General features: G+C 72.9%; 21 protein-coding genes. 7 read left to right on the forward strand and 14 right to left on the reverse strand.

Annotated elements, in window-relative coordinates; genetic code table 11:
• Nucleotides 1–107: 107 nt before the first annotated feature.
• Nucleotides 108–1,568: a multicopper oxidase family protein gene (locus AHOG_RS22080; RefSeq protein WP_211290476.1), complete on the forward strand. Its 1,461-nt coding sequence runs from the start codon at nucleotides 108–110 to the stop codon at nucleotides 1,566–1,568.
• Nucleotides 1,569–1,634: 66 nt separating this feature from the next.
• On the opposite strand, the gene AHOG_RS22085 is transcribed toward AHOG_RS22080, so the two are convergent.
• Genes AHOG_RS22085 through AHOG_RS22095 form a run of 3 tightly spaced genes read right to left on the reverse strand, consistent with a single transcriptional unit; the run spans nucleotide 1,635 to nucleotide 4,332 of the window.
• Nucleotides 1,635–1,991 (reverse strand): hypothetical protein, encoded by a 357-nt coding sequence (locus AHOG_RS22085; RefSeq protein ID WP_093943050.1) that lies wholly within the window; start codon nucleotides 1,989–1,991, stop codon nucleotides 1,635–1,637.
• The gene (locus AHOG_RS22090) at nucleotides 1,991–2,962 is read right to left on the reverse strand and encodes a hypothetical protein (protein ID WP_093943051.1); all 972 of its coding nucleotides are present in this window, start codon (nucleotides 2,960–2,962) and stop codon (nucleotides 1,991–1,993) included. Before AHOG_RS22090 ends, AHOG_RS22085 begins: the two co-directional genes overlap by 1 nt.
• Nucleotides 2,959–4,332, reverse strand: a complete 1,374-nt coding sequence (locus AHOG_RS22095) for a hypothetical protein (RefSeq protein WP_093943052.1) — start codon at nucleotides 4,330–4,332, stop codon at nucleotides 2,959–2,961. The genes AHOG_RS22090 and AHOG_RS22095 overlap by 4 nt, the downstream gene beginning before the upstream one ends.
• A 609-nt stretch (nucleotides 4,333–4,941) precedes the next feature.
• On the opposite strand from AHOG_RS22095, the gene AHOG_RS22100 reads away from it, so the two are divergent.
• Complete coding sequence (locus AHOG_RS22100; RefSeq protein WP_157736989.1) at nucleotides 4,942–6,045, forward strand: hypothetical protein; 1,104 nt, start codon at nucleotides 4,942–4,944, stop codon at nucleotides 6,043–6,045.
• 46 nt (nucleotides 6,046–6,091) lie between these two features.
• Complete coding sequence (locus tag AHOG_RS22105; protein WP_093943054.1) at nucleotides 6,092–7,546, forward strand: WGR domain-containing protein; 1,455 nt, start codon at nucleotides 6,092–6,094, stop codon at nucleotides 7,544–7,546.
• A 65-nt stretch (nucleotides 7,547–7,611) separates the two neighbouring features.
• Here AHOG_RS22105 and AHOG_RS22110 read toward each other — a convergent pair whose 3' ends face one another.
• The 4 genes from AHOG_RS22110 to AHOG_RS22125 all read right to left on the reverse strand — a co-directional run bounded on the left by AHOG_RS22110 (nucleotide 7,612) and on the right by AHOG_RS22125 (nucleotide 12,883).
• A complete protein-coding gene (locus tag AHOG_RS22110) occupies nucleotides 7,612–7,977 on the reverse strand; it encodes a hypothetical protein (protein ID WP_157736990.1) in 366 nt (121 codons plus the stop codon).
• Between the two features lie 1,098 nt (nucleotides 7,978–9,075).
• Complete coding sequence (locus AHOG_RS22115) at nucleotides 9,076–10,386, reverse strand: cytochrome P450 (protein ID WP_093943056.1); 1,311 nt, start codon at nucleotides 10,384–10,386, stop codon at nucleotides 9,076–9,078.
• 566 nt (nucleotides 10,387–10,952) lie between these two features.
• The gene (locus AHOG_RS22120) at nucleotides 10,953–11,552 is read right to left on the reverse strand and encodes a TetR/AcrR family transcriptional regulator (protein ID WP_093943057.1); all 600 of its coding nucleotides are present in this window, start codon (nucleotides 11,550–11,552) and stop codon (nucleotides 10,953–10,955) included.
• 80 nt (nucleotides 11,553–11,632) lie between these two features.
• Complete coding sequence (locus AHOG_RS22125; protein WP_093943058.1) at nucleotides 11,633–12,883, reverse strand: serine hydrolase domain-containing protein; 1,251 nt, start codon at nucleotides 12,881–12,883, stop codon at nucleotides 11,633–11,635.
• A gap of 167 nt (nucleotides 12,884–13,050) precedes the next feature.
• On the opposite strand from AHOG_RS22125, the gene AHOG_RS22130 reads away from it, so the two are divergent.
• The gene (locus AHOG_RS22130) at nucleotides 13,051–13,953 is read left to right on the forward strand and encodes a LysR family transcriptional regulator (protein ID WP_093943059.1); all 903 of its coding nucleotides are present in this window, start codon (nucleotides 13,051–13,053) and stop codon (nucleotides 13,951–13,953) included.
• Between the two features lie 232 nt (nucleotides 13,954–14,185).
• Entirely contained in the window at nucleotides 14,186–14,935 is a 750-nt protein-coding gene (locus AHOG_RS22135) for an SDR family NAD(P)-dependent oxidoreductase (RefSeq protein ID WP_093944697.1), read from the forward strand.
• 89 nt (nucleotides 14,936–15,024) lie between these two features.
• On the opposite strand, the gene AHOG_RS22140 is transcribed toward AHOG_RS22135, so the two are convergent.
• The 5 genes from AHOG_RS22140 to AHOG_RS22165 form a co-directional block, all read right to left on the reverse strand.
• On the reverse strand, nucleotides 15,025–15,846 hold the full coding sequence (locus AHOG_RS22140; RefSeq protein ID WP_093944698.1) for a tryptophan-rich sensory protein: 822 nt from the start codon (nucleotides 15,844–15,846) through the stop codon (nucleotides 15,025–15,027).
• A gap of 182 nt (nucleotides 15,847–16,028) precedes the next feature.
• Complete coding sequence (locus AHOG_RS22145) at nucleotides 16,029–17,015, reverse strand: SDR family NAD(P)-dependent oxidoreductase (protein ID WP_157736991.1); 987 nt, start codon at nucleotides 17,013–17,015, stop codon at nucleotides 16,029–16,031.
• Nucleotides 17,016–17,289: 274 nt separating this feature from the next.
• Nucleotides 17,290–17,691, reverse strand: a complete 402-nt coding sequence (locus AHOG_RS22150; protein ID WP_245856383.1) for a VOC family protein — start codon at nucleotides 17,689–17,691, stop codon at nucleotides 17,290–17,292.
• 815 nt (nucleotides 17,692–18,506) lie between these two features.
• Nucleotides 18,507–19,397, reverse strand: coding sequence for an alpha/beta fold hydrolase (locus AHOG_RS22160; protein WP_093943063.1), 891 nt, complete (start codon nucleotides 19,395–19,397; stop codon nucleotides 18,507–18,509).
• Nucleotides 19,394–20,092: a TetR/AcrR family transcriptional regulator gene (locus AHOG_RS22165; protein WP_093943064.1), complete on the reverse strand. Its 699-nt coding sequence runs from the start codon at nucleotides 20,090–20,092 to the stop codon at nucleotides 19,394–19,396. Before AHOG_RS22165 ends, AHOG_RS22160 begins: the two co-directional genes overlap by 4 nt.
• Nucleotides 20,093–20,363: 271 nt before the next feature.
• Here AHOG_RS22165 and AHOG_RS22170 point away from each other — a divergent pair, with 271 nt between their 5' ends.
• On the forward strand, nucleotides 20,364–20,792 hold the full coding sequence (locus AHOG_RS22170; RefSeq protein WP_211290477.1) for a PPOX class F420-dependent oxidoreductase: 429 nt from the start codon (nucleotides 20,364–20,366) through the stop codon (nucleotides 20,790–20,792).
• A gap of 219 nt (nucleotides 20,793–21,011) precedes the next feature.
• A complete protein-coding gene (locus tag AHOG_RS22175) occupies nucleotides 21,012–22,031 on the forward strand; it encodes a LacI family DNA-binding transcriptional regulator (protein WP_245856384.1) in 1,020 nt (339 codons plus the stop codon).
• Nucleotides 22,032–22,281: 250 nt separating this feature from the next.
• Here the strand turns inward: AHOG_RS22175 and AHOG_RS22185 are convergent, their stop codons facing one another.
• Entirely contained in the window at nucleotides 22,282–23,373 is a 1,092-nt protein-coding gene (locus tag AHOG_RS22185) for a substrate-binding domain-containing protein (RefSeq protein WP_093943066.1), read from the reverse strand.
• Entirely contained in the window at nucleotides 23,370–25,697 is a 2,328-nt protein-coding gene (locus AHOG_RS30115; protein WP_245856385.1) for a heparinase II/III domain-containing protein, read from the reverse strand. The genes AHOG_RS22185 and AHOG_RS30115 overlap by 4 nt, the downstream gene beginning before the upstream one ends.
• Nucleotides 25,698–25,741 lie beyond the last annotated feature (44 nt).

Below are 25,741 nucleotides of genomic sequence, written 5' to 3' on the forward strand. Positions count from 1 at the left end.
CCGCACCCTGAACCGGAGCGACTTGACGAGATGAAGGCACATCGATGAACGCACGCGCCAGGCGACGTCCCTTTCGGATGCTCAAGATCCTCGTCACATTGAGCCTGGTGACCGGGATCGTAGTGGGAGCGGGCGCCCTTTACCTCTGGTCCACGGCCGTGGTCGACACCGCGGACGAGATCGAGTTCGACACCCCGCTGTCGGTGCCGCCGCTGGCCGAGTCCACGATCGACGGCGAAGGCAGACGGGTATTCGATCTGGAGGTCAGGCAGGGCGAGCACGAGTTCATCGCGGGACAGTCGACGCCGACCTGGGGAGTGAACGGCGACTACCTGGGTCCCACCCTGCGGGCGAGCCGCGGCGAGCAAGTGCTCGTCAACGTCACCAACGACGTCGGCGAGACCACGACCGTGCACTGGCACGGGATGCATCTGCCCGCCCGGATGGACGGCGGGCCGCACCAGATGATCGATCCAGGCGAGACCTGGTCGCGGACCTGGCGAATCGAGCAGCCCGCCGCCTCCCTCTGGTATCACCCGCATCTGCACGGCAACACGCTGGAGCACGTCTACCGGGGTGTGGCCGGGATGTTCCTGCTCGACGACGAGCGGTCGGGCCGGGTCGGACTGCCCGGCGAGTACGGCGTCGACGACTTCCCCCTCATCATCCAGGACAAGAAGTTCGCGGCCGACGGCACGCTGGACACCGGCGAGGGGATGGTCGCGCCGGTCGGGCTCCTCGGCGACACCATCGCGGTGAACGGCACCGTCGGCGGCTATCTCGACGTGACCACGGAGAAGGTGCGGCTGCGGTTGCTCAACGGCTCCAGCGGCCGGTTCTACGACTTCGGTCTCGCCGACGGCGGCACGATGACCATGGTGGCCTCCGACGGCGGGCTGCTGCCTGCTCCGCTGGAGATCGATCGCGTGCTGCTCTCCCCCGGTGAACGCGCCGAGGTCGTCATCGAGATGGCACCCGGTGAGGAGAAGGTGCTGCGCAGCCATCCGAACGACCTCGGCCTGGGCCCCTGGGACGGCCGCTTCACCGGGGCGCAGGACACGCTCGACCTCGTGCAGCTGCGCGCGGCCGACACGCTGGCGCCCTCGGCGGAGATCGCCGCCGAGCTGGCGCCTGCGCCGGATCTCCGCGAGGAGGACGCGAGCACGACCCGAGAGTTCCGGATGAGCGGCAACAACATCAACGGGCGACGAATGGACATGAGCCGGATCGACGAGGTCGTCACGGTCGGCGACACCGAGGTCTGGGAGGTCAGGAACTCCAACGGCGGGACGCCGCACAACTTCCACGTCCACGACGTGCAGTTCCGGGTGCTCGACCTCGACGGGGCGCCGCCGCCCCCGGAGCTGCGCGGCTGGAAGGACACCGTCTACATCCGCCCCAACACCACGGTCCGGATCCTGATGCGCTTCGAGGACTACACCGACCCCGACTTCCCGTACATGTTCCACTGCCACCTGCTCCAACACGAGGACCGGGGCATGATGGGCCAGTTCGTGGTGGTCGAGGAGGGTGGTTCGGCGGGTACGCCGCCCGAGCACGATCACTGAGGCCGGGCAGGGGGCGGGCGACAGCCGCCGGACTCGACGCCGCGCCGGACTCGACACCGGCGCGCGTCACCGGCGCGAGCGGCCCGCCCTGCGTGCCTGCTCGGCCAACGCCGATCCCTCCGCCGCCGTGCGCTCGGCGAGCTGGAACTCCTCGGGACTCGACGCCGCCGCCAGGATCGCGCCGGTGCTGTGCCACCGTTCCCGCGCCCGCCGGGCCAGGGTCGCCGCCCGCGCGGCCGGGTCGGCCTCGGTCGTCCCGGCCGCGGGCAGCAGCTCGATCTGGTGTCCGAGCCGTTCGTAGCGTGATCGGGCCCGAGCCTCGGCACCGGCCGTCTGACGACCGCGCCGCCACCGGCTCGCCACGGGAGCGACCGCGCCGAGCAGCAGCAGGACGCCGCCCGAGACCCACACCAGTGGTTCCATCAGTGCCGTCCGCCCCGCCGTCCGCGGCGCCGCCCACCGGATCGCCGACGTCCCGCCGAGTCGACGCGGGTCTCAGACGCCATCGCCTGTTCCATCCGTGCCAGCATCGTCTCCACCTCACGATGGTCGGCCGCGGTGCTCGCCGACTCGAATCTGCCGAGGGTCCGCACGTAGTCCGCCGCGACCTCGGCACGGCGTTCGGCGGCCGAGGCGCTCGGCCGAGGCGGCTCGGCGGAGACCAGGTCCGCGAGCCGCGCGAGCCGAGTCCGCTGCCGCATCCTGGTCCCGCGCAGCTCGCGCCGTGCCGAGGCGATCGACGCCAGTCGACCGCCCAGCAGTCGCAGGATCGCGAACCCCGCCACCACCCCGAGAACCAGCCCCGCCGAGCCCAGCGCCACGAGCCACCACTGGGCGGGCGCGGGCGTGGCGACCCGGCGTTCGACGCCGTCGGCGTAGTGCTTCGCGACGGCGGCGTCGAAGGCGAGGACGAACTCCTCGATCTGCGGGGTGCGGTCCCTGGCGTCGAGGTCCACCCGGAACTCCGAGGACCGCCGGGCGTAGACGATCAGGGTCTCCAGCCAGTCGCGCGCGCTGAGCCCCTCGGTCGTGGGTTCCGGGAACGCCGTGCCCCGGCAGACGGCGGGGCCGCTCGTGCCCTGATAGACGAGCGCGAGGTTCGCCGGATGCCGGTCCACCACCTCGACGCAGAGAGCGTAGGTGTTCTCCGCGGTGTCCTCGGGGAGCACGGCCACCAGGATCGGGCGGTCACCGACGACCTGCCGGACCCGATCGACGTCCAGGACACCGGGTTCCGCCGGGTCGACGACGGCGGCGGTGCCGCCGAGCTGCGCCGACGCGCGCCGGAGAGCCTCCGGTGTCGTCCAGTGGTCGAACTGCTGCCAGGCGACGAGGGCGAGGCCGACCAGCAGGCCGAACCGCAGCCACCAGGGAATCCGTCGACGGATGCTCATCCGCGATCGCTCCCTCGTCGTCGATCGGCGGCGTCGAGGAGACCGTGGCCGTCGGCCGCGACGGCGAGCACCTCGCGGACCACGTCCGACGAGGTGGTGTCCTCGAGCAGGTCGCGTGCCGTGGCGTGTCGTTCGGCCGCGTCGGCGATCCGTCGGGCGGTTCCGTCGGCGTCGCTCGCGGGAACGTCCACGGTGACCAGCCGCGCGCCGAGCCGGGTGATCTCCGCCAACGCCTGTGCGCGCAGGAGTCGCAGCGCGCTCGCCTCGGCATTACGGCGGCGGGCGACCGATCTCGCCCACCAGAGCAGTGAGCCGCCGCCCACCGCGAGCGCCGTGAGCGAGAAGACCCACGGGGCGATCCGTTCCCATAACTCCCTGGTCAGGATGGGCTCGACCTGCGGCCTGCCGAACGGTTCCCCGACCCGGAGCTCCCCGAGCCGCAGGAGGAACTGGTCGATCAGCGCGCCCATCGGGGCGCCCCAGAAGGCGAACCCGCTCTCCCACAGGCCGAAGGTGTAGAAGCGCGCGGAGTCGATCTGCTGCTGTTCGGGCCCCGCGGCCTCCAGCCAGCGACCGTGGACGACCACCACCAGATCGTCAGGGAAGACGGCGGCGAGTTCGGGCAGCAGATCCGGCAGGCCGTCCGCCGCAGGGGACGCGGGCAGTTGCGCGACCCGGATCGTCAGGTCGGGGACCACGGCGGCCCAGTCCTCGCTCGGCCGGATCGGCGCGTCCACGCCGGGTGCGTGGTAGACCTCGCCGCGCCGCAGGGTGTCGACGATCTCCGTCACCTGCGCCGGATCGGCAGGCACCCGTACTGGCTCGGCGTCGTCGGATTCGGTGGTTCCGTCCTCCAGGTGTCGCAGGCTGAGCAGCAGCGGCCCGGTGACGTCGTGGTGCGCATAGCGCAGGAGCAGGCCGTCGAGCTCGGTGGCGGCGGCCTTCCCGCCGTTCGGCATCAGCCGCACGTCCAGGCCGGTGACCAGCACGAGGCGGAGACCCTGATCCGATGCCCAGTCGGACAGCGGCCGCCGCACCTCGTCGTAGTGCCCTCCCTGTCGGTCCAGGCCGGTGAAGGGGGCGAGGAGGATCCTGGTGTCGGCGTCGAGTCGATCGAGCACTCGGTCCTCGTCGAATCGGGCGATCGAGCCGGGTGCCCGATAGACCTGCTCGGTCAGCAGCACGCGCTGTGCCTCGGCGAGGTCGAGCGGCGGCGGGTCGACATCCCCGGGTTCCGCGGTCGTTCGATCGACTTGCTCGGCGATGGACGGGGCGGCGTGCCCGGCGACGTGCGCGGGCATCAGGAACAGGAGCAGCAGCATGCCGGCCACGAGCAGCGATCCGGCGGATCGCCGTAAGGCGCGACGCATCGCGGAACACCTCCTTCACCGACAGCGGACTGGAGGCCCGGCTGCCACTGGTCTGAGGAGATTAGGCCTTCGGGCGGGCGGCCGTGGTGGGCGGTGTCCGAGTCGGGATCCCGCAGGCAGTCGACCTGGCCGGATCGGACTCGGACTGATCGGCCGGATCAGGCTCGGCCGGTCGCATGGCGGCACCAGCCGGCCGGGCTCCTCGACGCTGCCGGGAAGGTCGCGCCGGACCGGCGTGGGCCGCCGCGCTGCGGCAGCGGCCGCGCCGAGGAAGGACGCGACGATCGTGAGCGAGCGGGCCGGTCCCCGACCGGTGGTCATCCGGTCGGGGGTGAAGTTCACCGATTCGTCGGAGGCCTCGTCACGCGGTCCGCGTCGCCGGGCCGATCGCGCAGCCCGCGAACCGCCCGGCGGCGACAGGCAGCCGCCGAGCGGCAGAGCGTGCCACCGCACCGAAGCACCCGTCTCACCAGCGAACATCTCGACGAACTCCGCCCTGATCCCGGCGGCCGGGCGTGGGGCGGGTCGGCGGCCGCGCGCAAGCCGACGGTGCCTGGCATCCCGGCCGTCCGAGGGGCGACGGCGGCGACCCGGCACGAGGGTGAACGCATGAGACGACGGTTCCTGCTCGCCGGCATGCTGGTCGCGCTGACGGCCGCCTTCATCCAGATCCCGTCCGCCCACGGGCAGACCGAGGCGGTGCACTCGGCCGACGTCCGGGTGTCGGCGAGCGGCATCAGCGCGCCCGACACGCTGCCCACCGGCAACGTGACCCTCGACATCAGCACGGACGATCCGGCGGGCACCTGGCTCGTCCTCGTCCGGCTCGACCCCGACACGTCGTTGGCGGGCTATCTCGACAACCTGCGGACCGCCTACGGCGACGACGAGGAGGCCGCCCTGATCGCCCGGCGCGAGATCGCGGAGACCGTGCGGATGCTGGGCGGTGCGATCCTCTCCGACACCCCGGCGTCGGTCACCATGGTCCTGACTCCCGGCGTCCATCACCTGGTCGACATTCAGGACGCCACCGAGCCCGACCTCGCCGAGCGGGTGCGTCCGGTGCGGGTCACGCCGGTCCGCGCCGACGTCGCCCAGCAGCCCGCCCAGCAGCCGGCTCAGCAGCCGGCTCAGGCACCCGCGCTGCTCACCATGGTCGACACCGAGCACGGCCCGCGCTATCGCGTGCCGGACCGACTGGTGACGGGCCGTCCGATCGTCATGCTCAACAGAGGCGGCCAGCCCTACGAGGCGATCCTGATGCCCGTCCGTCCCGGAACCACCCCCGCCGACCTCGACGAGTTCTTCCAGGGCATCAACGGCGTCCGGCCCGCACAGGCCGCGCCGCCCTTCATCGGCGAGGGCACCGGATCGGCTCCGTTGTCCCCGGATCGTCTGATGACCTTCGACGCGGACCTGCCGCCAGGCCAGTACGCGATCATCAGCTGGGTGGAGGACCTCGAGACCGGGCGGATCTCCTCGGCGCTGGGCCTGCACGCGCTGGTCACCCTGGTCGATCCTGCGGAGCCCACCCCAGAGGCCGCGGCGACGCCCGCGGGCGAACCCGTATCTCCGGGCGTCACCGCGACCTCCTCAGGCCGTCGGGGCCACCTGCGGCACGGGCGTGTCGCCATCCGTTCGAGTGCCCCCGAACGGATCACCGCTGTCGGTGACCAGACCTACTCTCGGCCCACATCGACCGCGAGGGTGTGAAGCCAGCAGACCTCGCCGGAACGGGATCAGCGAGGGAGCAGCCACCATGTCCGACTACGCCGCGCAGGCCGACCAGGTCACCTACCTGGAGTTATCCGAGGACGGGGGCGGCGCGCACAAGTTCTACGAGGTCCGAGTCGTGGGCACCGAGGTGACGATCACCTACGGACGCATCGGCGACGCGGGCCAGGTCCGGTCCAGCTCCTTCGCCACCCACGAGAAGGCGCTCGCCGCTGCGGACCGCAAGCTGGCCGAGAAGCGGCGGAAGGGCTACGCCCCCGCCGTGCGCGGCGTCCGCAAGCGGCGCGCGGTCACCCGGCGCGAGATCGTCAGCACCCGATCGTCGGCCAGTCAGGCCCCGGTGCTGTGGCGGTTCGACTCCGGGGCGGCGGCCTTCGGCATCTACGTCGACGACGATCACGCCTGGGTGGGCAACCAGTCCGGCGACGTCTACACCCTCGCCCACGACGGCACCGTGACCGGCCGGTTCGGGCTGCCGGACGGCGTGAGGTGCATCGTCTCCGACGACTTCTGGATCTACGCGGGCTGCGACGACGGCCGTGTCTACGACCTCGGCGGGAAGATCCCGCACGTCGCCTACGAGATCGCCGACGATGTCGACATCTACTGGCTCGACATCAACGACGGCGTGCTCGGCGTGTCCGACGCGCGCGGCGGGATCACCACCGTCGACCACGAGGACGAGTTCCAGTGGCGCCGCAAGAGCCTCGGCGGCGGCGGCTGGATGGTCCGGTGCGACGACGACGGCGTCTACCACGGTCATGACCAGGGCGTCACCCGCTACGGATCACGCGACGGCGAGCAGATCTGGCACACCTCGACGGTCGGCCAGGTGCTGTTCGGCTGGCAGGAGGACAGCGAGGTGTTCGCGGGCACCTCCCGAGGCTGGGTGCACGCCATCGGCAAGCACGACGGCGCCGAGCGGGCCCGCTACCGCTGCGACGCCGCCGTCTTCTCCTGTGCGACCTCGCCGGACGGCCGTTTCGTCTTCGCGGGCGACAATCACTCCTCCGTCTACTGTTTCGCCGCCGACGGCACTCGGCTGTGGAAGCTGGGCACCGGCTGCGGGTCGGCGTTCTCCATGCAGTACCACCGGGAGCGGCTCTACGTCGTCACCACCCAAGGCACGCTGGCCTGCATCGACGCCGGTGAGAGCGCCGTGCGCGACGCCGAGGAGGGCCGCCTGCCGACGGCCGCCGACGTCAAGGCCACCGGCTGGGAACGGGTCACCCCGACAGCGCGGATCGAGACGGTGACCGTGTCCCAGGCAGGCAGCTCGAGCGGTGTCGAGGTCGAATGCGTGCAGGAGAACGGGCGCACCCGCATCCGGGTGACCTCGCCCGGCTTCGATCCGACGTGGCGGGTGCAGTTCCCCAAGCACATCCGTGTTCCCGGCGCCCGTTACCTGGTCACCGAGGTGCTGCCCTCGGAGCGCGGCGGCTTCTACCGCGCCAGGGGCGAGATCCGGCGGCTGCTCTGAGCCGCGGTGCGGGCACGGATCGTCTCGTGCCCGCACCGGGGACCACCGGGCGGGTCGACGAGGCCTCACCACAGGCCTCGTCGACTGCGCGGCCGATACTGCCTGGGCACGTAGACGCCGTCCTGCACCCGAGCCGCCGGTTGGCGCGGCGCGCCCCTGGTCCGCGGATCGGGCAGCGAGAGCAGTTCCAGCACGGCGTCTTCGAAAGTGCCGTCGAAACTCCAGATCACCCGTCCGATTCCGCCCTGCGCGGCGTCCTCGGATCGCCAGGCGGTGGCATCATCCTCTGATCGGACATGGAGTGCGTCGATATGGCCGGGCCAGCCGAAGGTGGCGACCAATGTGAAGGGAACGGCGGCGTCCCCCGGTGCCCGCGAGAACTGGAAACCGCGTTTCATGAGTTGATCGAGAAGATCGTCTACCGGAGCCATGGGAACTCCTGAATATCGTGGCGCGGGGTCGGATAAGCCGCCACGGCCATCGACCGAGTGCGCACACGCGGGCACGATGAATCGCGGCGGGTGCTCCTCGGTGGCCCCGACATCGGCCATCCAGTCGTTTCGATACCACATCACCGCAGGTCACAGACGTGACCGACGCGCCGATGAAAGTCAGGGCGACTCGGTCGGGACTACCCCGGAACACTACTCGACGACCGGAGAAGACTTTACCGAGAAAACGGCGGCACTCAGCGCCGGAGTACCCGCGACGCTGGCGAGAACGGGGCAGCAAGCAGCGATCCTGGACGAGGGCGGCCGGGCACCGGGACGTCCGGCCCTCGAGATGCCGACAATGCGGCGGTGTCACAAAGCTGAGGAGGACCTACGACGATCACCCGGCGAGAGACCACTCTCGACGGGATCGCTCTTCATCGCCACGACGTGCACGCGAGGAAGGGGACACCAGAGAGCGCTCGAAAGTCTGACCGGAAACGAGCACCACGAGTATGCCCTATCAACCGGCCGGTGGTCTACACCTGCGAAGTGAAATGCACCGAATTCGCGGTTCACCAGCGGATTCTCCCGCCGACGGGAGCAGGCACATCGGCGAAATCGGGGCCTGGAGCGTTTCCATTGCAATCGCGGAGAGGAGCCTTCGGCCGATTGTCGCGCAGCGGGTGCAGGGCACGCCGATAAGATCACCGAGCCGGCCGGCGGCCGGTCCCGCACTGGTCACGAAGGCCCTTCACCTGCGAATAACGGTACGTGATCACGTCTGGCGGCTGCTCCTCGAAGCCGCGCTCCAGCGGGTTGCCAGCGCCGTCGTTCACCGTCGACGTGGTGAACACAATCGCGATCGCGCGTATTCGCATCGGCGGACCGGGGTGGCGGATCGCTGTCCGAGCCCACGCCGTGGGGCCGCGGCGGCCCGGACGCGGTCCGAGGCCGCCCGCCGGCGTGCAGCGCTCTGGGCCGCTCGACGCGCCGTCTCCGCCGACCGCCGCCGGGCGGGCGGGCCCGGACCGACGTCGCCCATCGGCCCCCCGCCCGCTCGGCCACCTTGTTCGCCTTGTTCACCTCGTTCGCCGGTCAGTCTCTGGCGACCACTTCGACCGCGATGCCGTCCCTGGGCCGCAGGGCCGCGAAGCTGACAGGACGCACCCGGCCCGCGACGGGGCGCAGCGTCGTCCTGGCCAGCAGCCGAGCGAGCATGACCGTCAACTCGGTGGTCGCCATGGTGGAGCCGAGGCAGCGGTGCGCGCCGCCGCCGAACGGCAGGAACTCGTGCGGTCCGGGCTTGCGGTATCCCGGCTCGGCGGGGTCCCAGCGCTGCGGACGGAAGCTCAGCGGATCGGCCCACACCTCGGGGAGCCGGTGCGTCACATACGGACTGAAGATCATCATCGGACCCGCGGGCACCGTGCGCCCCGCGAACTCGAAGTCCCGGACGATCTTGCGGGCCGAGATGACGGCGGGCGGCCACAAGCGCAGCGTCTCCTGCACCACGCCGTTGAGGTAGGTCAGTCGTCGCAGGTCGTCGCGGGTGGCGACGCGGTCGGCGAGCACGGAGCGCACCTCCTCGGCGGCCCGTTCCCAGACACCGGGCACGGTCAGCATGGCGTGCACCGCCCAGCCGAACACGCCGCTGGTGGTCTCGTAGCCCGCCACGATCAGCGAGGCCGCCTGATCGCGGATCTCCCGGTCGCTCAGGGCGTCGCCGTCGTCGTCCCGGCCGTTGACGAGTGCGGCCAGTACGTTGTCGTCGTCGTCGATCTCACCGCGTCGGGTACGGGCGATCTCGGCGTAGACGCGCTCGTCGACCACCGCTCGATCACGAACCGCCCGCCGCCAGGCCGCCGTGTCGAACCGCCTGCGGAACTCGAGGACGGTCGGCAGGTCGTTCATGAGAGACAGCAGCGACTGGAGGTGTCGGCCGAAGAAGTCGGCATCGGCGGCCAGCCTGCGCCCGAACAACGACTCGATCGTGGTCCGTCGGATCGCCGCGCGGAACTCCTGGTAGACGTCCACGGTCCGACCGGGCCGCCAGGCGTCCAGCGTCGCGTCGGCCTGCGCCGTCATGATCGCCAGGTAGCCGTCGATCTGCCGGTGGTGCAGCGCGGGGGCCACCAGCCTGCGACGGCGGCGGTGCTCGTCGCCGTCGCTGAGCAGCAGCGCGCTCTCGCCGCTGACGGGCACGAGGACTTCGAACGCCTCCCGGGTGCGGAACAGCTCCGCGTTGGCGAAGACGAAGGAGTTCGCCGCAGGCCCCATCAGATACACGAAACCCCGACGTCCGAGGCCCGCCCGCATCAGCGGCCCGAAGCGCCGGTGCATGGCGTACAGCGCGTCCCCCGGTCGATAGCCGATCGCCGGCCCGGCGCCACCCGCGTTCTTCGACATCACTCATCCCCCAGCTCATATCCGCTACACATGTAGCAAACACGATACGGGAGAGCCTCCCGACCGGAACGCGAACCCGCGACTCGTCGGCGGCGGAGGGGAACCGGTCGACGCCTGCCCGCCCGCCCGGCGGCGGGCGCCTCGGCGACCGGTCGCCCCACACGGGTCGTCGGCTACGGCAGGCGGGTCGCTCCCCCGCCCGCCGCACCCGCCGGGCGCCACGCTCGCGGCGATCGATCGACGCGTGGACCGATCGCTGTGCAGGCCGGCCCAGACCCGACGCGGCGAGACCAGCGGGGATCGGACGGCGGCGGAGCGATCGCCGCCGCGTGGTCCGCCCAGGTGCGTCGAGCGGCGCCCAGTCGCGTGTGCGCTGGTGACGGCGTCCGCCTCGGCGCGTCATGGCCCGAGGGCGCGCTCGGTACCGGTGATCCACGCTGCCGACGGGCAGGGGCCGGGAGCGACACGCCCGCCCGGCCGGAGGCCCGCACCCGACAGGGCACTCCACGACGTGCGCGGTCTCGCCGAAGGCGACGCCCCGACGCGGACGAAGCCACGAGCCGGAGTCAGGGCACGAACCCGCGAAGCATCACCTCCACCGAGCGGCGCAGTCCGGCCCGTTCCGCGCCGCCCAGGAACGGCCGCGCCAGCGCCGAGTACAGGATTCCGTCCAGGCCCGCGAGCAGCACGCGTGCCGCCTCCTCCGGCTCGGCGACTCCGACCTCTCGCATGCCCGCGGCGGCGCGGACGACGAAGCGGCGGCTGGCCGCCTCCAGCTCCGGCGCGAGTTCGCTGCGCCGCATAGCGTCCAGATACAGCTCCATCCTGGCGAGGGTGCGGGACCGCGCCGGGCCGAGCCAGTGCGCGAGCAGGTCGGTGTAGACGTCGACGATGCGGGCCAGATCCTCGGCCGTGGCGACGCTCCACCCGGTGGACGGGATCTGGTCGGCCCAGGCCTCGTCCAGTTCGACCAGGCGGTCCAGGACGCCGGACAGCAGGGCGAGTCGGGTGCGGAAGCAGCTGCTGGTGCTGCCGGGAGGCAGCCCGGCCTTGGCGTCGACCGCCCGGTGCGTCAATCCGCGAAGCCCGTCTTCGGCGATCACCTCGATCGCCGCGTCGGCGGCCCGCTGTCGTCGTGGTCGCTTCTTGCTCGCAGGGATCGTCACGAGGGATCACGATGCTGCCGGGCACCCGTCGGGAGCAAGCCCGACGCGGCCGCACCGACGATCGGCCGAGGCGAGTCCGGTCAGTTCAGCGCGGCCAGGACGAGGTTCCTGATCGCCCGATGACACCGGACCTGCACCGGCTCCGACAGGGTGTGGGTGAAGAAGACCACGCCCAGATCCTCCCGAGGATCGGCCCACCAGGTGGTGCCCGCCGCGCCCGGCCAGCTGACCTCGCCGATCGAGCCGGGGCCCTCGGCGCCGCCCGAGGAGGTCCGTACCGCCAGCCCCAGGCCGAACCGGTGTCCCGGGCTCCATCCCGGCTGCTGGAGCTGCCCGACGTCGGCCGCCTCGTCGAGCTGATCGGCGAGCATGTGCTCGACGGTCTTGCGGCCCAGCAGCCGTCGTCCGTCGAGTCGGCCGCCGCCGAGCAGCAGCCGGATGAACCGCAGGTAGTCCTCGGCGGAGCCGACCAGGCCCGCGCCGCCGGAGTCGAAGCGCGCGATCGTCAGGTCGGGAAGCTCCTGCGGTGCTCCCGTCAGCGGGTCCGTCGGCGCGGCCGCCGCATAGCGCTCGCCCTGCCCGGCGGGCACGCCGAAGGTCGTCGACCGCATCCCCGACGGCGCCAGGACGCTCTCGTGCAGGTAGGCACCCAGCGACATCCCGGTGATCGACTCGATGACGAAGCCCGTCAGGTCGAGCCCCCATCCGTAGTGCCACCGGCTCCCCGGCTCGTGCAGCAGGGGCAGCGCGGCCAGCCGGCCGGCGAACTCCGCTCCGGTGAGGTCCGTCATCCCGCCGCCCACCGCCTCGGCATAGGCCGCATGCACCGGCGTGTCGCCGAGGAATCCCTCCGGGATTCCCGCGGTGTGGCGGAGCAGGTCGCGCACGGTCGGCTGTCGGCGGGCCGGGCGGGTCGCGATCCCCGCGACCACGTCGGCGCCGCTCGACGGCGCGGCGACGTCGAGGTCGGCGACCCGCCGATCCGCGAATTCAGGCAGATACGCCGCGACCTCGGCGTCCAGGTCGAGCCTGCCCTGCTCGACGAGGGTCAGGGCGGCCACCGTGGTGAGCGGCTTGGTCATCGAGGCGATCCAGAACAGCGAATCGGTCGTCAGAGGGACGCGCCGGACGGGGTCGCGGTGACCGATCGCCGTGGAGAAGACCGTCCCGTCGCCGCGGGCGATACCGACGACGGCGCCGGGAATCCGGCCCGCGGCCACCTCGGCGGTCAGGAAGTCCTCGATTCGTCGCAGCCGCGCAGGGTCGAAGCCCGCCGAGGCCGGGTCGAGCCGGGGAGCGTCGACGGGCGTGCCGCTCGGTCGCGGTGTCATGGCCGATCCTCTCGTGGTCGGACGGCGGCGGACGGGGTCGCCCGCGGGGTCGCCCTGCGGCGACGCCGAATCGCGCCCGGAGTCCGCGCTCCTTCGGCACCCATGCTGCGGCCCGCCGTGGCATCATGTCCAACGATGGATGTCGATCGACTGAATCGGGATTTTCGATGGAGACGCGACTGTTGCGCAGCTTCCTCGCCGTCGTCCGCACCGGAGGCATCACGACGGCGGCCGCCGAGCTGAGCTTCGTGCAGTCCACCGTCACCGCCCATGTGCAGTCGCTGGAACGACTCGTCGGCGTGCCGCTGTTCGAACGTCTCCCCGGCGGAACGGTGCCGACCGACGCGGGCCGCCGCCTCGCCGGACACGCCGCCGACCTCCTCGATCGCGAGGACCGGATGCTGGCCGAGTTCGGACCCGAGGGGCACCGACCCGCCGGGATCGTGCGGCTGCACGCGCCCGAGTCGATCTGCGCCTACTGTCTGCCGCCCGTGCTGCGGCGGCTCGGCAGGCGCCATCCGGACGTCCGGCTCTCGCTGGTGCCCGCGACCACCAAGGCCGCGTTGACGGCGGTCCTGGACCGCCGCGCCGACCTCGCCCTGATCCTGGAGCCCTCCGTGGCGACGGCGGGGCTCGACGTCGTCGACCTCGCGCCGCAGCGCCTCTCGGTGGTCGCGCCGCCGGACACCGCCCTGCCGCGGGACCGCGCGCCGACGGTCGCCGAACTCGCCGCGGCGGGCGTGCTGCTGCTGGAGGACGGCTGCGGATACAGCGACGAACTCGCCGCGCTGCTCGCCGCCGTCGACCCGGCCACCAGCCCACCCCGCTACGGCAGCGTCGAGACCGTGAAGCGGTGCGTGGAGGCGGGACTGGGGGTGGCCCTGCTGCCCGCCCTCACGGTCGAGGCCGAGGCCGAGCAGGGCAGGCTCGTCGAGCTGACACCGCCGCCGATGGCGGATCGGCGACTCTGGCTGGTGCGTCAGACGAACCGCTGGGCCTCCCCCGCCGTCGAGGCCGTACGCACCCTGCTCGTCGCGGAGTGCGGCATCGACGAGACCGCACCGAGCTGACGGCGCGGCCGGACCGGCGCGGGCACCGGGCGACGGCCGCGATCGGCGGACACCCGGACGCGGTCGGCCCCGGTCGAGCAGCCGGGACGTCGTCACCGCGCGCGCCGGACCCGAGACTGACGGCCACCGCCGCTAGGTTCCCCGTGGCGGGCGCGAGTGCGCCCGCCGCGCCGCCGTGTCCGCGCCCGTCGCCGGGCCGGCGCAGCCGGTGCTCAGGGGAGAGGGGCAACGGATGTCGTTGGAGGACAAGGTCGCCGCGGTCTACGGCGGCGGGGGCGCGATCGGCGGCGCGGTGGCCCGCGCGTTCGCGCGGCACGGGGCCAGGGTGTTCCTGGCGGGTCGATCCGGCGAGCCGATGGAGCGGGTGGTCGCCGAGATCGAGGCGGCGGGCGCCGTGGCCGAGTCGACCGTCCTGGACGCGCTCGACGAGGCCGCGGTCGACGCCTTCGTCGACGACGTGGCCGGCAAGGCCGGTCGGATCGACGTGTCCTTCAACCTCATCGGACTGGGCGACGTCCAGCAGCCGCTGACCGAGATCTCGGTGGACGACTTCCTCACCCCGATCACCACCGCGATGCGCTCTCACTTCCTCACCACCAGGGCCGCCGCGCGCCACATGATCCCGCAGGGCTCCGGTGTCGTCCTGGCCTTCGGCGGCTCCGGGCCGCAGACCATGCCCGGCCTCGGCGGTTTCAAGATCGCTCTGGACGCCCTGGAGGGGCTTCGCCGACAGTGGGCCTGCGAACTCGGCGGACACGGCATTCGCGTCGTCACCCTGACCACGGGCGGCGTGCCCGAGTCGATCCCCGCCGACTTCGCGACCCGGCAGCAGATCACCGAGGGCATCGCGCGGTCCGGGCTGCTCGGCCGGGCCGCGACGCTGTCCGACGTCGGCGAGGTCGCCGCCTTCGTCGCCTCCGACGCGGCCAGGACCATCACGTCGGCCGCGGTCAACATGTCCTGCGGGGCGATCGTGGACTGACGGCCGCGCGCCGGGGCGGCCGGGTCGGTCGGGCGGCAGAGAGCCGCGCCGGGCTGTCCGCCCCGCGCGGGCGGGCGGGACCGACGCCGTCAGCCCCAGCCCAGTCGCGTGCGTCCCCCGGCCGCGTCGCGATCCCGGCATCGGACGACGGCCGCCGACAGCGTCACCACGATGCCGAGCAGCGCCGCCACCGCGACCAGCCCGATCGACGTGCCGAGCGCGATCCAGGCCAGCGCCCAGATCACCGAGGTCACGAAGCCGACGATCGCGACGGAGTTGATCACCACGAGCACGACGACCGCGACGGTCACCAGCACGGCGGCCACCGCCACCGACGCCGTGAGCCCCTCGGACAACCGCAGTCCCAGCGCCGACGCCGTGGTGGCGGCCCCCACCACCGTCGCCATCGTCACCCAGCCGGTGTAGAGGGTGACCGGGAGGTACAGCAGCAGTCGGTCGCCCCAGCCCCGCGCCTGCGTCTCGGCGATCCGGATCCACGCCAGGATCAGGCAACCCAGCAGGGCGAGGATCACGACCTCGGCGAACACGATCCAGCGCTGTCCGAAGACGAGGACCCAGCCCGCGTTGAGCACGCCCGCCGCCACCAGCCACCAGCCGGACCGGCGGTGCACCCGCCTGCCGCGTTGCCCCGGCAGCGCCGCCCGCACGGCCAGGGCCAGGGTCGCGACGTAGATCAGCGACCAGATCGTGAAGGCGCCGCCGCCCGGCAGCAGCGCGGTGGGATAGGAGTTCGCGACCGCGCCGATCCGCTCGCCCCACAGCCCGATGCCGCCGACCGCCCCGGCCACGATCTGGCCGAGCATCGCGATCAGCAGCGCCACCGTGCGCACCGTGTCCGCCGCCGTGGGCACGGGGTCGTCGATCGGCCGCGTCGTGCTCGTCTCGCTCATGAACCGCTCCTGTCGTTCGGCGGGTTCGTCCCGGGTCGGCGGCGGCCCGCTCACGGTCTCGTGCTTCGTCGGCTCCCCCGACGGAGCCGCCCGGCCCGGCCGGTCGTGGCGACCGTCGGTGCCGGCCGGCTGCCGCGAATCCATCCCCGCCGTCGAGTCCCTCGGGGCGGGAGACAGCCGCGTCAGGGCGCCGGCTGGACGGGCGCAGGTTCAGGAAGTCGACTCAGGACGACGAATGCCGGCGGCGACCCGTGCTCCGGCAGGTCAGGGCTCGACGTCCGCCGCCCGCGCGCAGGACTCCCACAGGCCCCGTCGCCGTGCGGCGTGCTTCCCGCCCTCCATGGCGGCAGCACGGGCGGCCGGGCCCGCCGGTCGCGCCAGAAGCGACCGACGACCGGCCGGGGTTCCACGGCGGTGATCAAGACCTTCGTGTCGGCGCCCTGCTCGCCGGTGCGCGGCTGCCGAGCGGCGATCCGGTGGAAGCCCGGCGGTGCCGAGGCGATGCCGGGCGTGTCGACCCGGCCCGGATGCATCGCGTGGCAGGCGATGCCGTCCGGAGCCCGGCGACGCACCGGCTCCGGCAGCGGAGCGACCTGCATCCGTTTGCCGTGCGCGTAGGCGACGGCTCCCCGATAGCGACCGGAGCGGTACTCCGGGGCCGCCACCGGCGGCTGGGCGAACATGCCGCCGCTGGACGCCCGGATCACCCGTGCCGCGCCCGCCGCACGCAACGCGGGCCGCAGTGACTCGGTCATGCGCACCGGACCGAGGACACGCATGGCCGGCCTCGACTCACCGCCCCCGGTGGTGGTGCGTCGATGCGCGGCCGGCACGCCCGCGTCACGCACCAGCGCGTCCAGCGTCGACTCGGCTCGCAGGAACTCGGCGGCGAACCGGCGGACGGCGTCGATCTCGCTGACGTCGCACCGCCGGGCGCGCAACCGGGCGGCGAGGCAGGCGGCGCGGAGTTCGGCACGGGTCCGTTCTCCCTCGGCCGGGTCCCGGATCACCGGATGCACTCGCGCGCCGAGCCGTGCCAGTCCGGCGGCGACGGCGGACCGGCCGAGACCGGAGTTCGCCCCGGTGTCGAGCGCGGAGGCCCCCGCCAACGCCTGCGGGGCGGGGTCGGCGGGCCGGCCCGCAGCCTGCCGCGCAGCAGGGGACTCCACCAGGGGTACCGGCCGAGAGCGGTCCGGTCCAGCGACGTGTCCAGCAGCAGGCCGCCACGCGCCGCCACGGTCATCTCGCCGTCTCCCCTCGATCCGCCCTCCCGGCGCTCCGTCGGAGTCCCGGCCGCCCGTATCGGGGGCAGGGCCGCTTCTGGTCGTGCCCGGCGGCGATCCGGTTCTCCGGTCCCACGGCCGCCCCGATCTCGGGAGCCGGCCCCCGCGCCGGGGTTCGACGGCGACCGGCGCGACATCGGGAGGGCGCGATGCCGCATCGTCACGGCGCCGCGTCGGAATCCATCGAGGTGACCTCCCACTGGTGGCCGTCGACGTCCTGGAAACGGCGCAGGTACATGGGGTTGGGCTCGGTGAGGTCGGGCTCGGCTCCCCCGCCCGCCGACAGCGCCGCCTCGACGAGGCGATCCACCCCGGACCGGCCCTCGGCGGTCAACGTCAGGATCACCTCGGTACTCAGGGCGGCGTCCGCGACGGGCTTGCCGGTGAAGGTCGCGAAGAACGGCTCGACGAGCAGCATCAGGTAGACGGTCTCACTGACGACCATGCAGGAGGCGTTCTCATCGGAGTACCGCGGGTTCTTGGTGAATCCGAGTGCCTCGTAGAAGGCGGTCGCCCGCCCGAGTTCCTTGACGGGCAGGTTCACGAAGAACAACGGGCTCATGGACAGACTCATCTCTCTCGACCGGCGCGCTCGGACAGGGTGACGGGCGGGATCGGCACGCCTCGCTGCTCACCCTGGCAGCTCCGGGGCACGAAGCCGACGCGACGCGCCTACCCCGGTGGAGTGCCTTTCTCGGCGGGTCGGTCTGGTGGTTCCGCGGCCTCGGTCGCCGCAGGCACCTCCGCGAGAGCGGGCGCTCGGAGGTCCGCCGCCGCTCACGCCGTCAGGCGCGCCGCCCTCTCGGCCGCGTCGCGTCCCGTCCGCCCTTCGGGGCGTGCGTGCCCCCGCTTCCGCCCCGCCCTTCTCGACGCCGGCCGGCCGGTCGCCGCCTCCCTGAGAGGACCGGATCGGCGGGTCGGCCGGGTGATCCGCAGGGTGCGCGGCGCGGTCATCGTGTCTCCGCCCGCCCCTTCCGCCGCCGTGACCCCGCCGCCGCGTTCCCGCACCGCCGAGCACGACACCCGGTCGACCATCCGACCGCCGTCGTCACGGCGCCCCGGCCAGGAGCCGCAGCGGGGGTCCGCCGGGGCGGAGTCAGCGGTCGCCCGGACTCGCTCTCGGCTCCGCCCTCGACCGACGGTGGAGCGGGCACGGGCGGCGGGGCGAGCGGGCCGCCGCGGCCGGGTCGTCTCCTCCCACCGTGTCCGTCCCTGTCACCAGGTTCGGACGGGCCGGCCGGCCACGACGGCGGGCCGTGCACACACCCCGCGTGCCCGGACTCGACCGGCCCGCGGGGAGGACGCCGACGACCGCCGGACACGCCGGGCCGCCGGTGGACACGCGGGACGCCGAGTGCGTCGATCAGCGGCCGCAGGTCAGCCCGCGGCCTTGTCGAACCCCGCCCGGTCGGCGGCGAGGAAGTCGATGATCAGGGCGTTGACCCGCTCCGGTGACTGCCGGTTCACCCAGTGTCCGTTGCCCTCGAACATCTCCAGCCGCGCGCCCGGAACCTCGGCCGCCGCCGCCACGGTGTGCTTCGGCGCGACGCCCACGTCCTTGTCGCCCTGGATGAAGAGGGTGGGGCAGGAGATCTCGGCCAGTCTCGGTCGCAGGTCGAGTCTCATCCTCCAGAAGCCGATCGAGCCGTTCTGCCAGTCCGACGCTCCGGCGCCGCCCTCGTGCACCAGCTGATGCACCTCGTCGACGATCTCCTCGAAGTCGTCCACCGGGCCGGGGACGAGGGTCTTCCTGATCAGTGAGACGACCGCCTCGCGCTTGCGGAACATCATCGTCGACACACCGGTGGTGAGCCGGGGCATCTTGGCGATCAGCCACAGCAGCTGGTGCACGCCCGGTGGGAACGAGATGATGCCGCCGGGCGCGATCGGGACGATGTTGCGCACCCGGTCCGGATGCTCGATGGCGTAGGCCAGGGTCATTCCGCCGCCCTGGGACATGCCCACCAGGTTCACCGACTCCAACCCGAAGTGATCGAGGACGCCGGTGATGCAGCGCAGCATCGTCTGGTGGTCGGCGACGCCTTCCCACTGTCTGCTGCCGCCCTGCTTCGGCCAGTCCAGGGCGAGGACACGGTGTTCGGCGGCCAGGGCCGGGATGAGGTGCCGCCAGCTGAGCATCGCGTTGTCCATCCCGGCGCCGCTGAGCAGCAGCACCGGCGGACCGTGATCGCCCGCCGTGATCACCCGAAGGCGGCCCTCGGGAAACGGCACGTAGGTGCTGTCGTACGGCTCGCGCTTGTCGTTCATGTCGATCCCTTCTCTGCTGTCCGCAACTGGGTCTCCACCCGATCGAGCAGCCGCAGCTGCGCGGTGCGCGCCTCCGTGTCGTCCGAGTCCTCCGTGTCGCCCGCGGGCCGGTCAAGCCCTCGCCCGACCAGTTCGACGATGACGTCGAGCGCGCCGTCGAGCCGCCGCTGCTCCAGTCCGCCGACCATGGGGCCGACGGAGAGCAGACCGACGGTCACGGCGCTGAGGGCGAGGCCGACGGCGTCGGCGTCGACGTCGGGGCGGATCGCCCCCGCCCGCTGCAGCTCCGCGACGTAGTCGGTGACCCAGGCCAGGCGCTGGGCATAGCGGTCGTCGGTGCGGTCGCGGGCGTAGGAGCCCAGGACGTCGGTGGTGCCGTAGAGGAAGGCGTGGACGAGCGGCTCGCCGCGCAGCGCCTCGATGCCGTACCGGTACACGGCGGCCAGGCCCATCGGCTCGGCGCCCTGCTCGACCCGGGTGCGGACGTCGGCGATGAGCCTGCGGAGACCGCGGATCAGCAGCGCGTCGAGCACCGCCTCCTTGCTCGGGTACTCCCGATACATCGCTCCCTTCGCGATCCCCGCGCGCTCGGCGATGTCGGCGACCGTCGTCCGGTCGTAGCCGCGAGTGCGGATCAACTCCTCGGCGGTGTCGAGGATGACGGCGGAACGGTTCGGAATCAGCGGCCTCGGCATCGGCGCCCCCTTTCGTAGTGACCAGATTAGCTTATCTGGTCACTACAGTGTCCATGCCGGCCGTCACACCTGGTCAGCGGGCCGGTTTTCGCCGCGGCCGACTCGGGCACTCCTGCCCTGTGCGGGGCGACGGCGCCTTGATCGCGGCTCGCCCGCAGGTGAGCCCACTCCGCCGCTCGACCTCCCGCCGCACCACCCGGCGGCCGGCGCACACCGTCCGAGGCCGCGGGCGACGAACCAGGACACGAGACGGACCGAGGAGGAGGCGGCGATGACCACGATGACCACCGCGGAGTACGAGAACTTCATCCAGGAGGGCACCCGGACGGCGAAGATCGCCACGGTGCGCGCGGACGGTCGCCCGCACGTCACCCCAGTGTGGTTCGTGCTGGACGACTCGGACCTGGTGTTCACCACGAGCGCGCACTCCGCGAAGGGCCACGACCTGCTGCGCACCGGGCAGGCGGCCGTGTGCGTCGAGGATGACGAGCCCCCGTTCTCCTTCGCCGTCGTGGAGGGCACCGTCACCACCAACGCCGAGCCCGGCGACGTCCTGCACTGGTCGACGCGCAACGCCGCCCGGTACATGGGCGAGGAGCTCGCCGACCAGTACGGCAGGCTGAACGCGGGCGAGGGAATGATGACCGTGCGCCTCACTCCCACCAAGATCATCGCCGAGAAGGACCTGACGAACGTCTGAGCGGGCGGCGCGCCGGTCGCCGATCCGGGGCGGAGACCGACGCCGTCGGCGGCCTGGGCCGTCCCCTCGCCGACGCCGTGCCCGGCGATCTCGCGGCAGCGCCCGTCGGCGCAGGTCGGCGCCGTTCGCGCGCCCGACCGGCGAGGAGATTCCGACCGGCGGGCCGGGCCGCTTACAGTGTTCGACGGCGACGATGCCGGCGGCGAAGGGACGGATCGGTTGGTCGAGGGCGTACGGCGGGTGTCGATGGCCGACGTCGCGCGGCTGGCGGGCGTGTCCTCGCAGACCGTGTCGAGAGTGTCCAACGGACACCCCAGTGTCACGGAGTCGACGCGACGCCAGGTGGTACGAGCGATGCAGGAGCTGGGCTATCGGCCCAACAGCGCCGCCCGTGCCCTCAAGCGCGGCGAGTTCCGCACGATCGGGGTCATCCTCTTCACGCTGTCCAGCACCGGCAACGTCCGCACGCTGGAGGCGATCTCGGCGTCCGCCGCGCAGGAGGGCTACGCCGTCACCCTCCTGCCGGTGAGCGTGCCGACGCAGGCCGGGATGCACGGGGCCTTCACCCGCCTCGGTGAGCTGGCGGTGGACGCGATCATCGTCATCATGGAGGTCCACCTGCTGGACGCGGCGACGGTGGACCTGCCACGCGACGTGCCGATCGTGGTCGCCCAGTCGGGCGAGGACGACCTCTACCGCATCGTCGACACCGACCAGGTCGGCGGGACACGAGACGCGGTACACCACCTGCTCGACCTGGGTCACCGCACCGTCTGGCATCTCGCCGGGCCCGACGAGTCCTTCGCGGCGCGCCGCCGGGCCTCGGCCTGGGAACAGGCGCTGCGTGAAGAGGACCGCGCCGTCCCGCCGCTGGTCCGAGGCGACTGGACGGCCGACTCCGGCTATCGGGCCGGGCTGCGGCTGGCGGCGGAACCCGACTGCACCGCGATCTTCGCCGCCAACGATCAGATGGCGCTCGGTCTGCTCCGCGCTCTGCACGAGGCCGGGCGGCCGGTGCCCGCGGCGGTCAGCGTCGTCGGCTTCGACGACATCCCCGACGCCGGCTCCTTCCTCCCGCCGCTGACCACGATCCACCAGGACTTCACCGAGGTCGGCCGCAGGCTCGTCACGGACGCGCTGCGTCAGATGCGCGGCGAGCCCGTCGCGCACAGCAGGACACTGGTGCCCACCCGTCTCGTGCTGCGTCAAAGCACCGCGCCGCCCGCCGGTCAGTCCTGATCGGAGCCGTGACCGCGGGCGGCGGGCACGATCTCGACGCCCAGGCAGACACGCGCCCCTCGGGCCGAGACGCCGCTCGACGACCATCGGCGGAGGTGCCCGCCCCGGATCCTCGTCGCAGCGCCGTCCCCTCCCGGCCGGGACACACCGCGGCCGAGTGCGGCGCGCGGCAGGCCGGCGGGCGCCACGGTCGGTGCCGGCGCCCCCGCGGCAGGACCGGGTGACGTCTTCGTTCCCGCCGACGGCATACCTAGGGTGCCCGTCCCCCGCAGGACTCCCGCACCTCCAACGTGGGCCACAGCTCCACCCGGTGCACCGGGCGCATCGCACCCTCGGCCGCCCGCGCCAGCGCCAGTTCGGCGGCGAGCCTGCCGAGACGATGCTTCTGCGGCCGGACCGCCGTCAGCGGCGGGTCGGACGCGGCGGCCACCTCGTCGTCATAGGACACCACCGCGAGTTCACCGGGCACGTCGATGCCCAGGAAACGAGCGCGTTCCAGCATTCCGACCGCCTCACGATCGGAGTGCACGAGCATGGCGCGGACGTCGTCGCGACGGCAGCCGCGCAACACGTCGTCGTAGGTGGCGGGCCAGCCGGGCGTGCCGTACGCGGGAACCTCGACGTCGATCGACTCCGCGCAGGGCAGCCCGAGTTCGGCCGTGGTGTCCCGCCAGCCGGTGCGCAGCGCACGACTGGTGGGGCTCGACCGAGAGGTCACCAGCGCCACGGAGCGATGTCCGAGGGTCACCAGATGTCGGACGGCGAGCCCCGCGCCCATGGCATGCGCGGTCGTGGCGGCGTCGAGCGCCAGCGTCGGCAGCTCCGGGGGCGGGCGGCGCTCGACCAGCACGATCGACGCGGCCAGCCCGCCCAGCCAGCGCAGCAGCTCCCGCCCGGCGTCGCCGGAGACGACCGGGGCGACCAGCAGCGTCTTCACCCCTCGGTCCAGCAGGTCGGCGATCTGCCTGCGGTCCTCGCCGGGCTGGTAGTGGGTCACCCGCATCACCAGCCTGCCGTCGGCGGCGGCGACGGCGGCCTGTGCGCCCTGGATGACGTGCGGCCAGTAGTACTCCACCGAGGGCACGACCATCCCCACGGCGGTCCGGAGCACCGTGCCGCCGAAGACCGAGCCGCGATGTCCGCTGTCCTGGCTGCCGCGCCGAGGCAGGGTGATCCCGCCGTGCACCCGGACCACCAGACCGCGATCGGCCAGGGCGGTGACGTCGCGCCGCACCGTGACGGCGGAGACGCCCAGCAGGGTGACGAGCTCGGCCAGGCGGGCCCCGCCCCGGCGGCGGACGAAGGCGAGGACGGCGTCCTGCCGCTGAGCCGCCAACGTCATGACGCCGCCGCCAGCCGAACACGCGCGGCGGTCACCGTCGAGGAGACCGCGCCCAGCGTCAGTCTGGTGAGCTGTGCACCCCACGAGGCACGCAGCAGCGGATCGTCCAGCGGCCTGCGCTCCACCTCGGCGACCAGCAGCGTCGGGTCCCAGCTCACCAGCAGCGCCCGCCCCGAGGCCGGCGTCACGATCGCCCGCCCGGAGGCGAGCTCGACGGTCCCCGCGAGGACGTGCCGCAGCAGCACCGGGGCGCCCGCCGCCGACTCCCAGGAATCGTCGATCACCACGTGGGCCTCTTCCCGACCGGTCGCCCGAATCAGCCGGATCGACCGCGACCAGCGGGCGAGCAGTCCGGCGGGATAGACGCCCGCCAGTTCGGCGTGCAGCGCGGTGGTCCGCTCGGTCCGCTCGACGGCGACGTCGCGCGCCGCGTGCTCGGCCCCGGCCGGCTGGGCGGCACCGGGCTCGGGGACGTTGTGCCATTCGCTGCGCAGGGGCCAGGCGTCGTAGCGGTTCGCGCCGAAGCTGCCCGCGGTGTAGGTGGGCTGCCCGACGTCCACGATCAGCGGCGTTCCGTCGAGCGCGACCCAGTACGACCCGACGTCGAGGTGGTTGTGCCGTTCGCCGTTGTGGCCCGCCTTCGCGGCCAGCGTCAGGCCGCGGGTGGTACCCGCCGTCTCGCGGGCGACGAGCACCTGCACCCGGGGCAGCCAGTCGTCTCGGCTCAGCCAGGAGCCCCGATCGCCGTCTGGGTCGGGTCCAGGGAGGTTCGACGCCGGAAGATCCCGACCTGCGGCGGAGTCGAGCCCTGAGAGATCGACCCCTGGAAGGTGCGGCTCCGCGAGATCCGTCCCCCGGTGATCCGCACCGGCGAGATCGGTCCGGGTGGCGCCGACGGCGTCATGGCCGGCACTCGGCCGTCTCACGTCCGCGCCGCCCACCCCGGCCGCGCCCGGCCCTGCCACCTCAGGCGCCACCACATCAGGCCCTATCGCATCAGGTCCCCACGCCCCCGGCTCCGATCGACTCACAGGCGTTCGGTCCGCCTCGCCGGGCTGTACTGCCCGGCGACTCGGTTCCACCGGGCCCGCGGTCGCCCGCGCGGCCGTGTGCGCCGCCCGCCACTCCTCGTCGACGAGCCCGACCAGCGCGCTGCCCAGACCCGCCTCCGGACGGACCGCGAGCGGGTCCCGACCGCCTCGGGCCGCCGCGTGGTCCCGGACGGCTGCGTCGGACAGCGTCCGCCCCCATCGGTGGGCGAGATGCCAGGGCTGTGTCCCGGACAGCAGCGCCGGCCCGTCCCCGGCGTTGACGTACCAGAGCCCGCCGAGATGCATGCGATGCGGGAACCGAGCGAGCCGCCCCAGGATCGGCAGCCTCCTGGCGTCCAACGTCGGACCGCCCACCGCGGCGAGCAGTTCGAGCGACTCCCACAGTCGCCCCGCCCCGTGCCACCAGTACGCCACGCCCTCGTCGATCCCGCCGTCGTCCGGCAGCGCGGCGAGGAACCGGTCGAGTCCGGACAGGACGAGCCGCAGCACGGCGGCCTGCTCGCCGGGATCGTCGATCACCGTGACGGCGGCGATCACCACGGCGCTGTGAATCCAGGCGTTCCAGTTGTCGGCGGGTCGGTCCAGTCCCAGCCACGGCCAGTCCCGCCTGGTCGTGAAGGGTGTCAGGAGCCGCGACCGCACCTCGCGGCGGATGCGGCGACGCAGGCCCGGCACGCGGACGTCGAGGTGCGGGCCGAGGACGTGATCCGCCCAGGCGAGGAGGCCGCCGACCTCGGCGGCACCGAGATCGAGGTACGGGTCGTCCGGGTCGGGCAGCACCTCCCGGCGGGCCGCGGTGTGCGCGTCGTGCGGCGCCCAGCACCACGTGCTCATCTCGCACAGGGCCGTGATCCCGTCCGCCGCGGCATCGAGGTCGGGGACGGCGTCGGGCGGCGCGTCGGCCGCGGCGTGCTCGCCGGAGAGCACGGCTGCCAGCGTGACCGCCGCCGTCCTCGTCCGCAGCTCCCGTGCCGCGTCCTCATGCGCCGTGCGGTTGCCGTCGCGGAACGATCGGGCCCAGTCGGAGGCGCGCAGCACCGGGGCAGGCCGGGCGCGCCACCGGGCCGCGAGCCGCAGCAGGCCGTCCCGGGTCCGCGCGTCGACGGCGTCCCAGACGCCGCGATCGGTGACCGGCGGAACGGGCAGCCGGGCCTTGGCGTCGCGCAGCACCAGGGCGACGGGGTCGGGACCATCCCCGACCGCCTGCCCGCGGCCGTCGTCGACGGCCGCCGCCGCGCCGGTGAGCAACCCGGTGAGAGGGCCTTCGGTCACTTTCGCTCCTGATCGATCGTGATCGGTTCTGGCCACCATGATTG

It is taken from the genome of Actinoalloteichus hoggarensis (assembly GCF_002234535.1).
GTDB classification, from domain to species: domain Bacteria; phylum Actinomycetota; class Actinomycetes; order Mycobacteriales; family Pseudonocardiaceae; genus Actinoalloteichus_A; species Actinoalloteichus_A hoggarensis.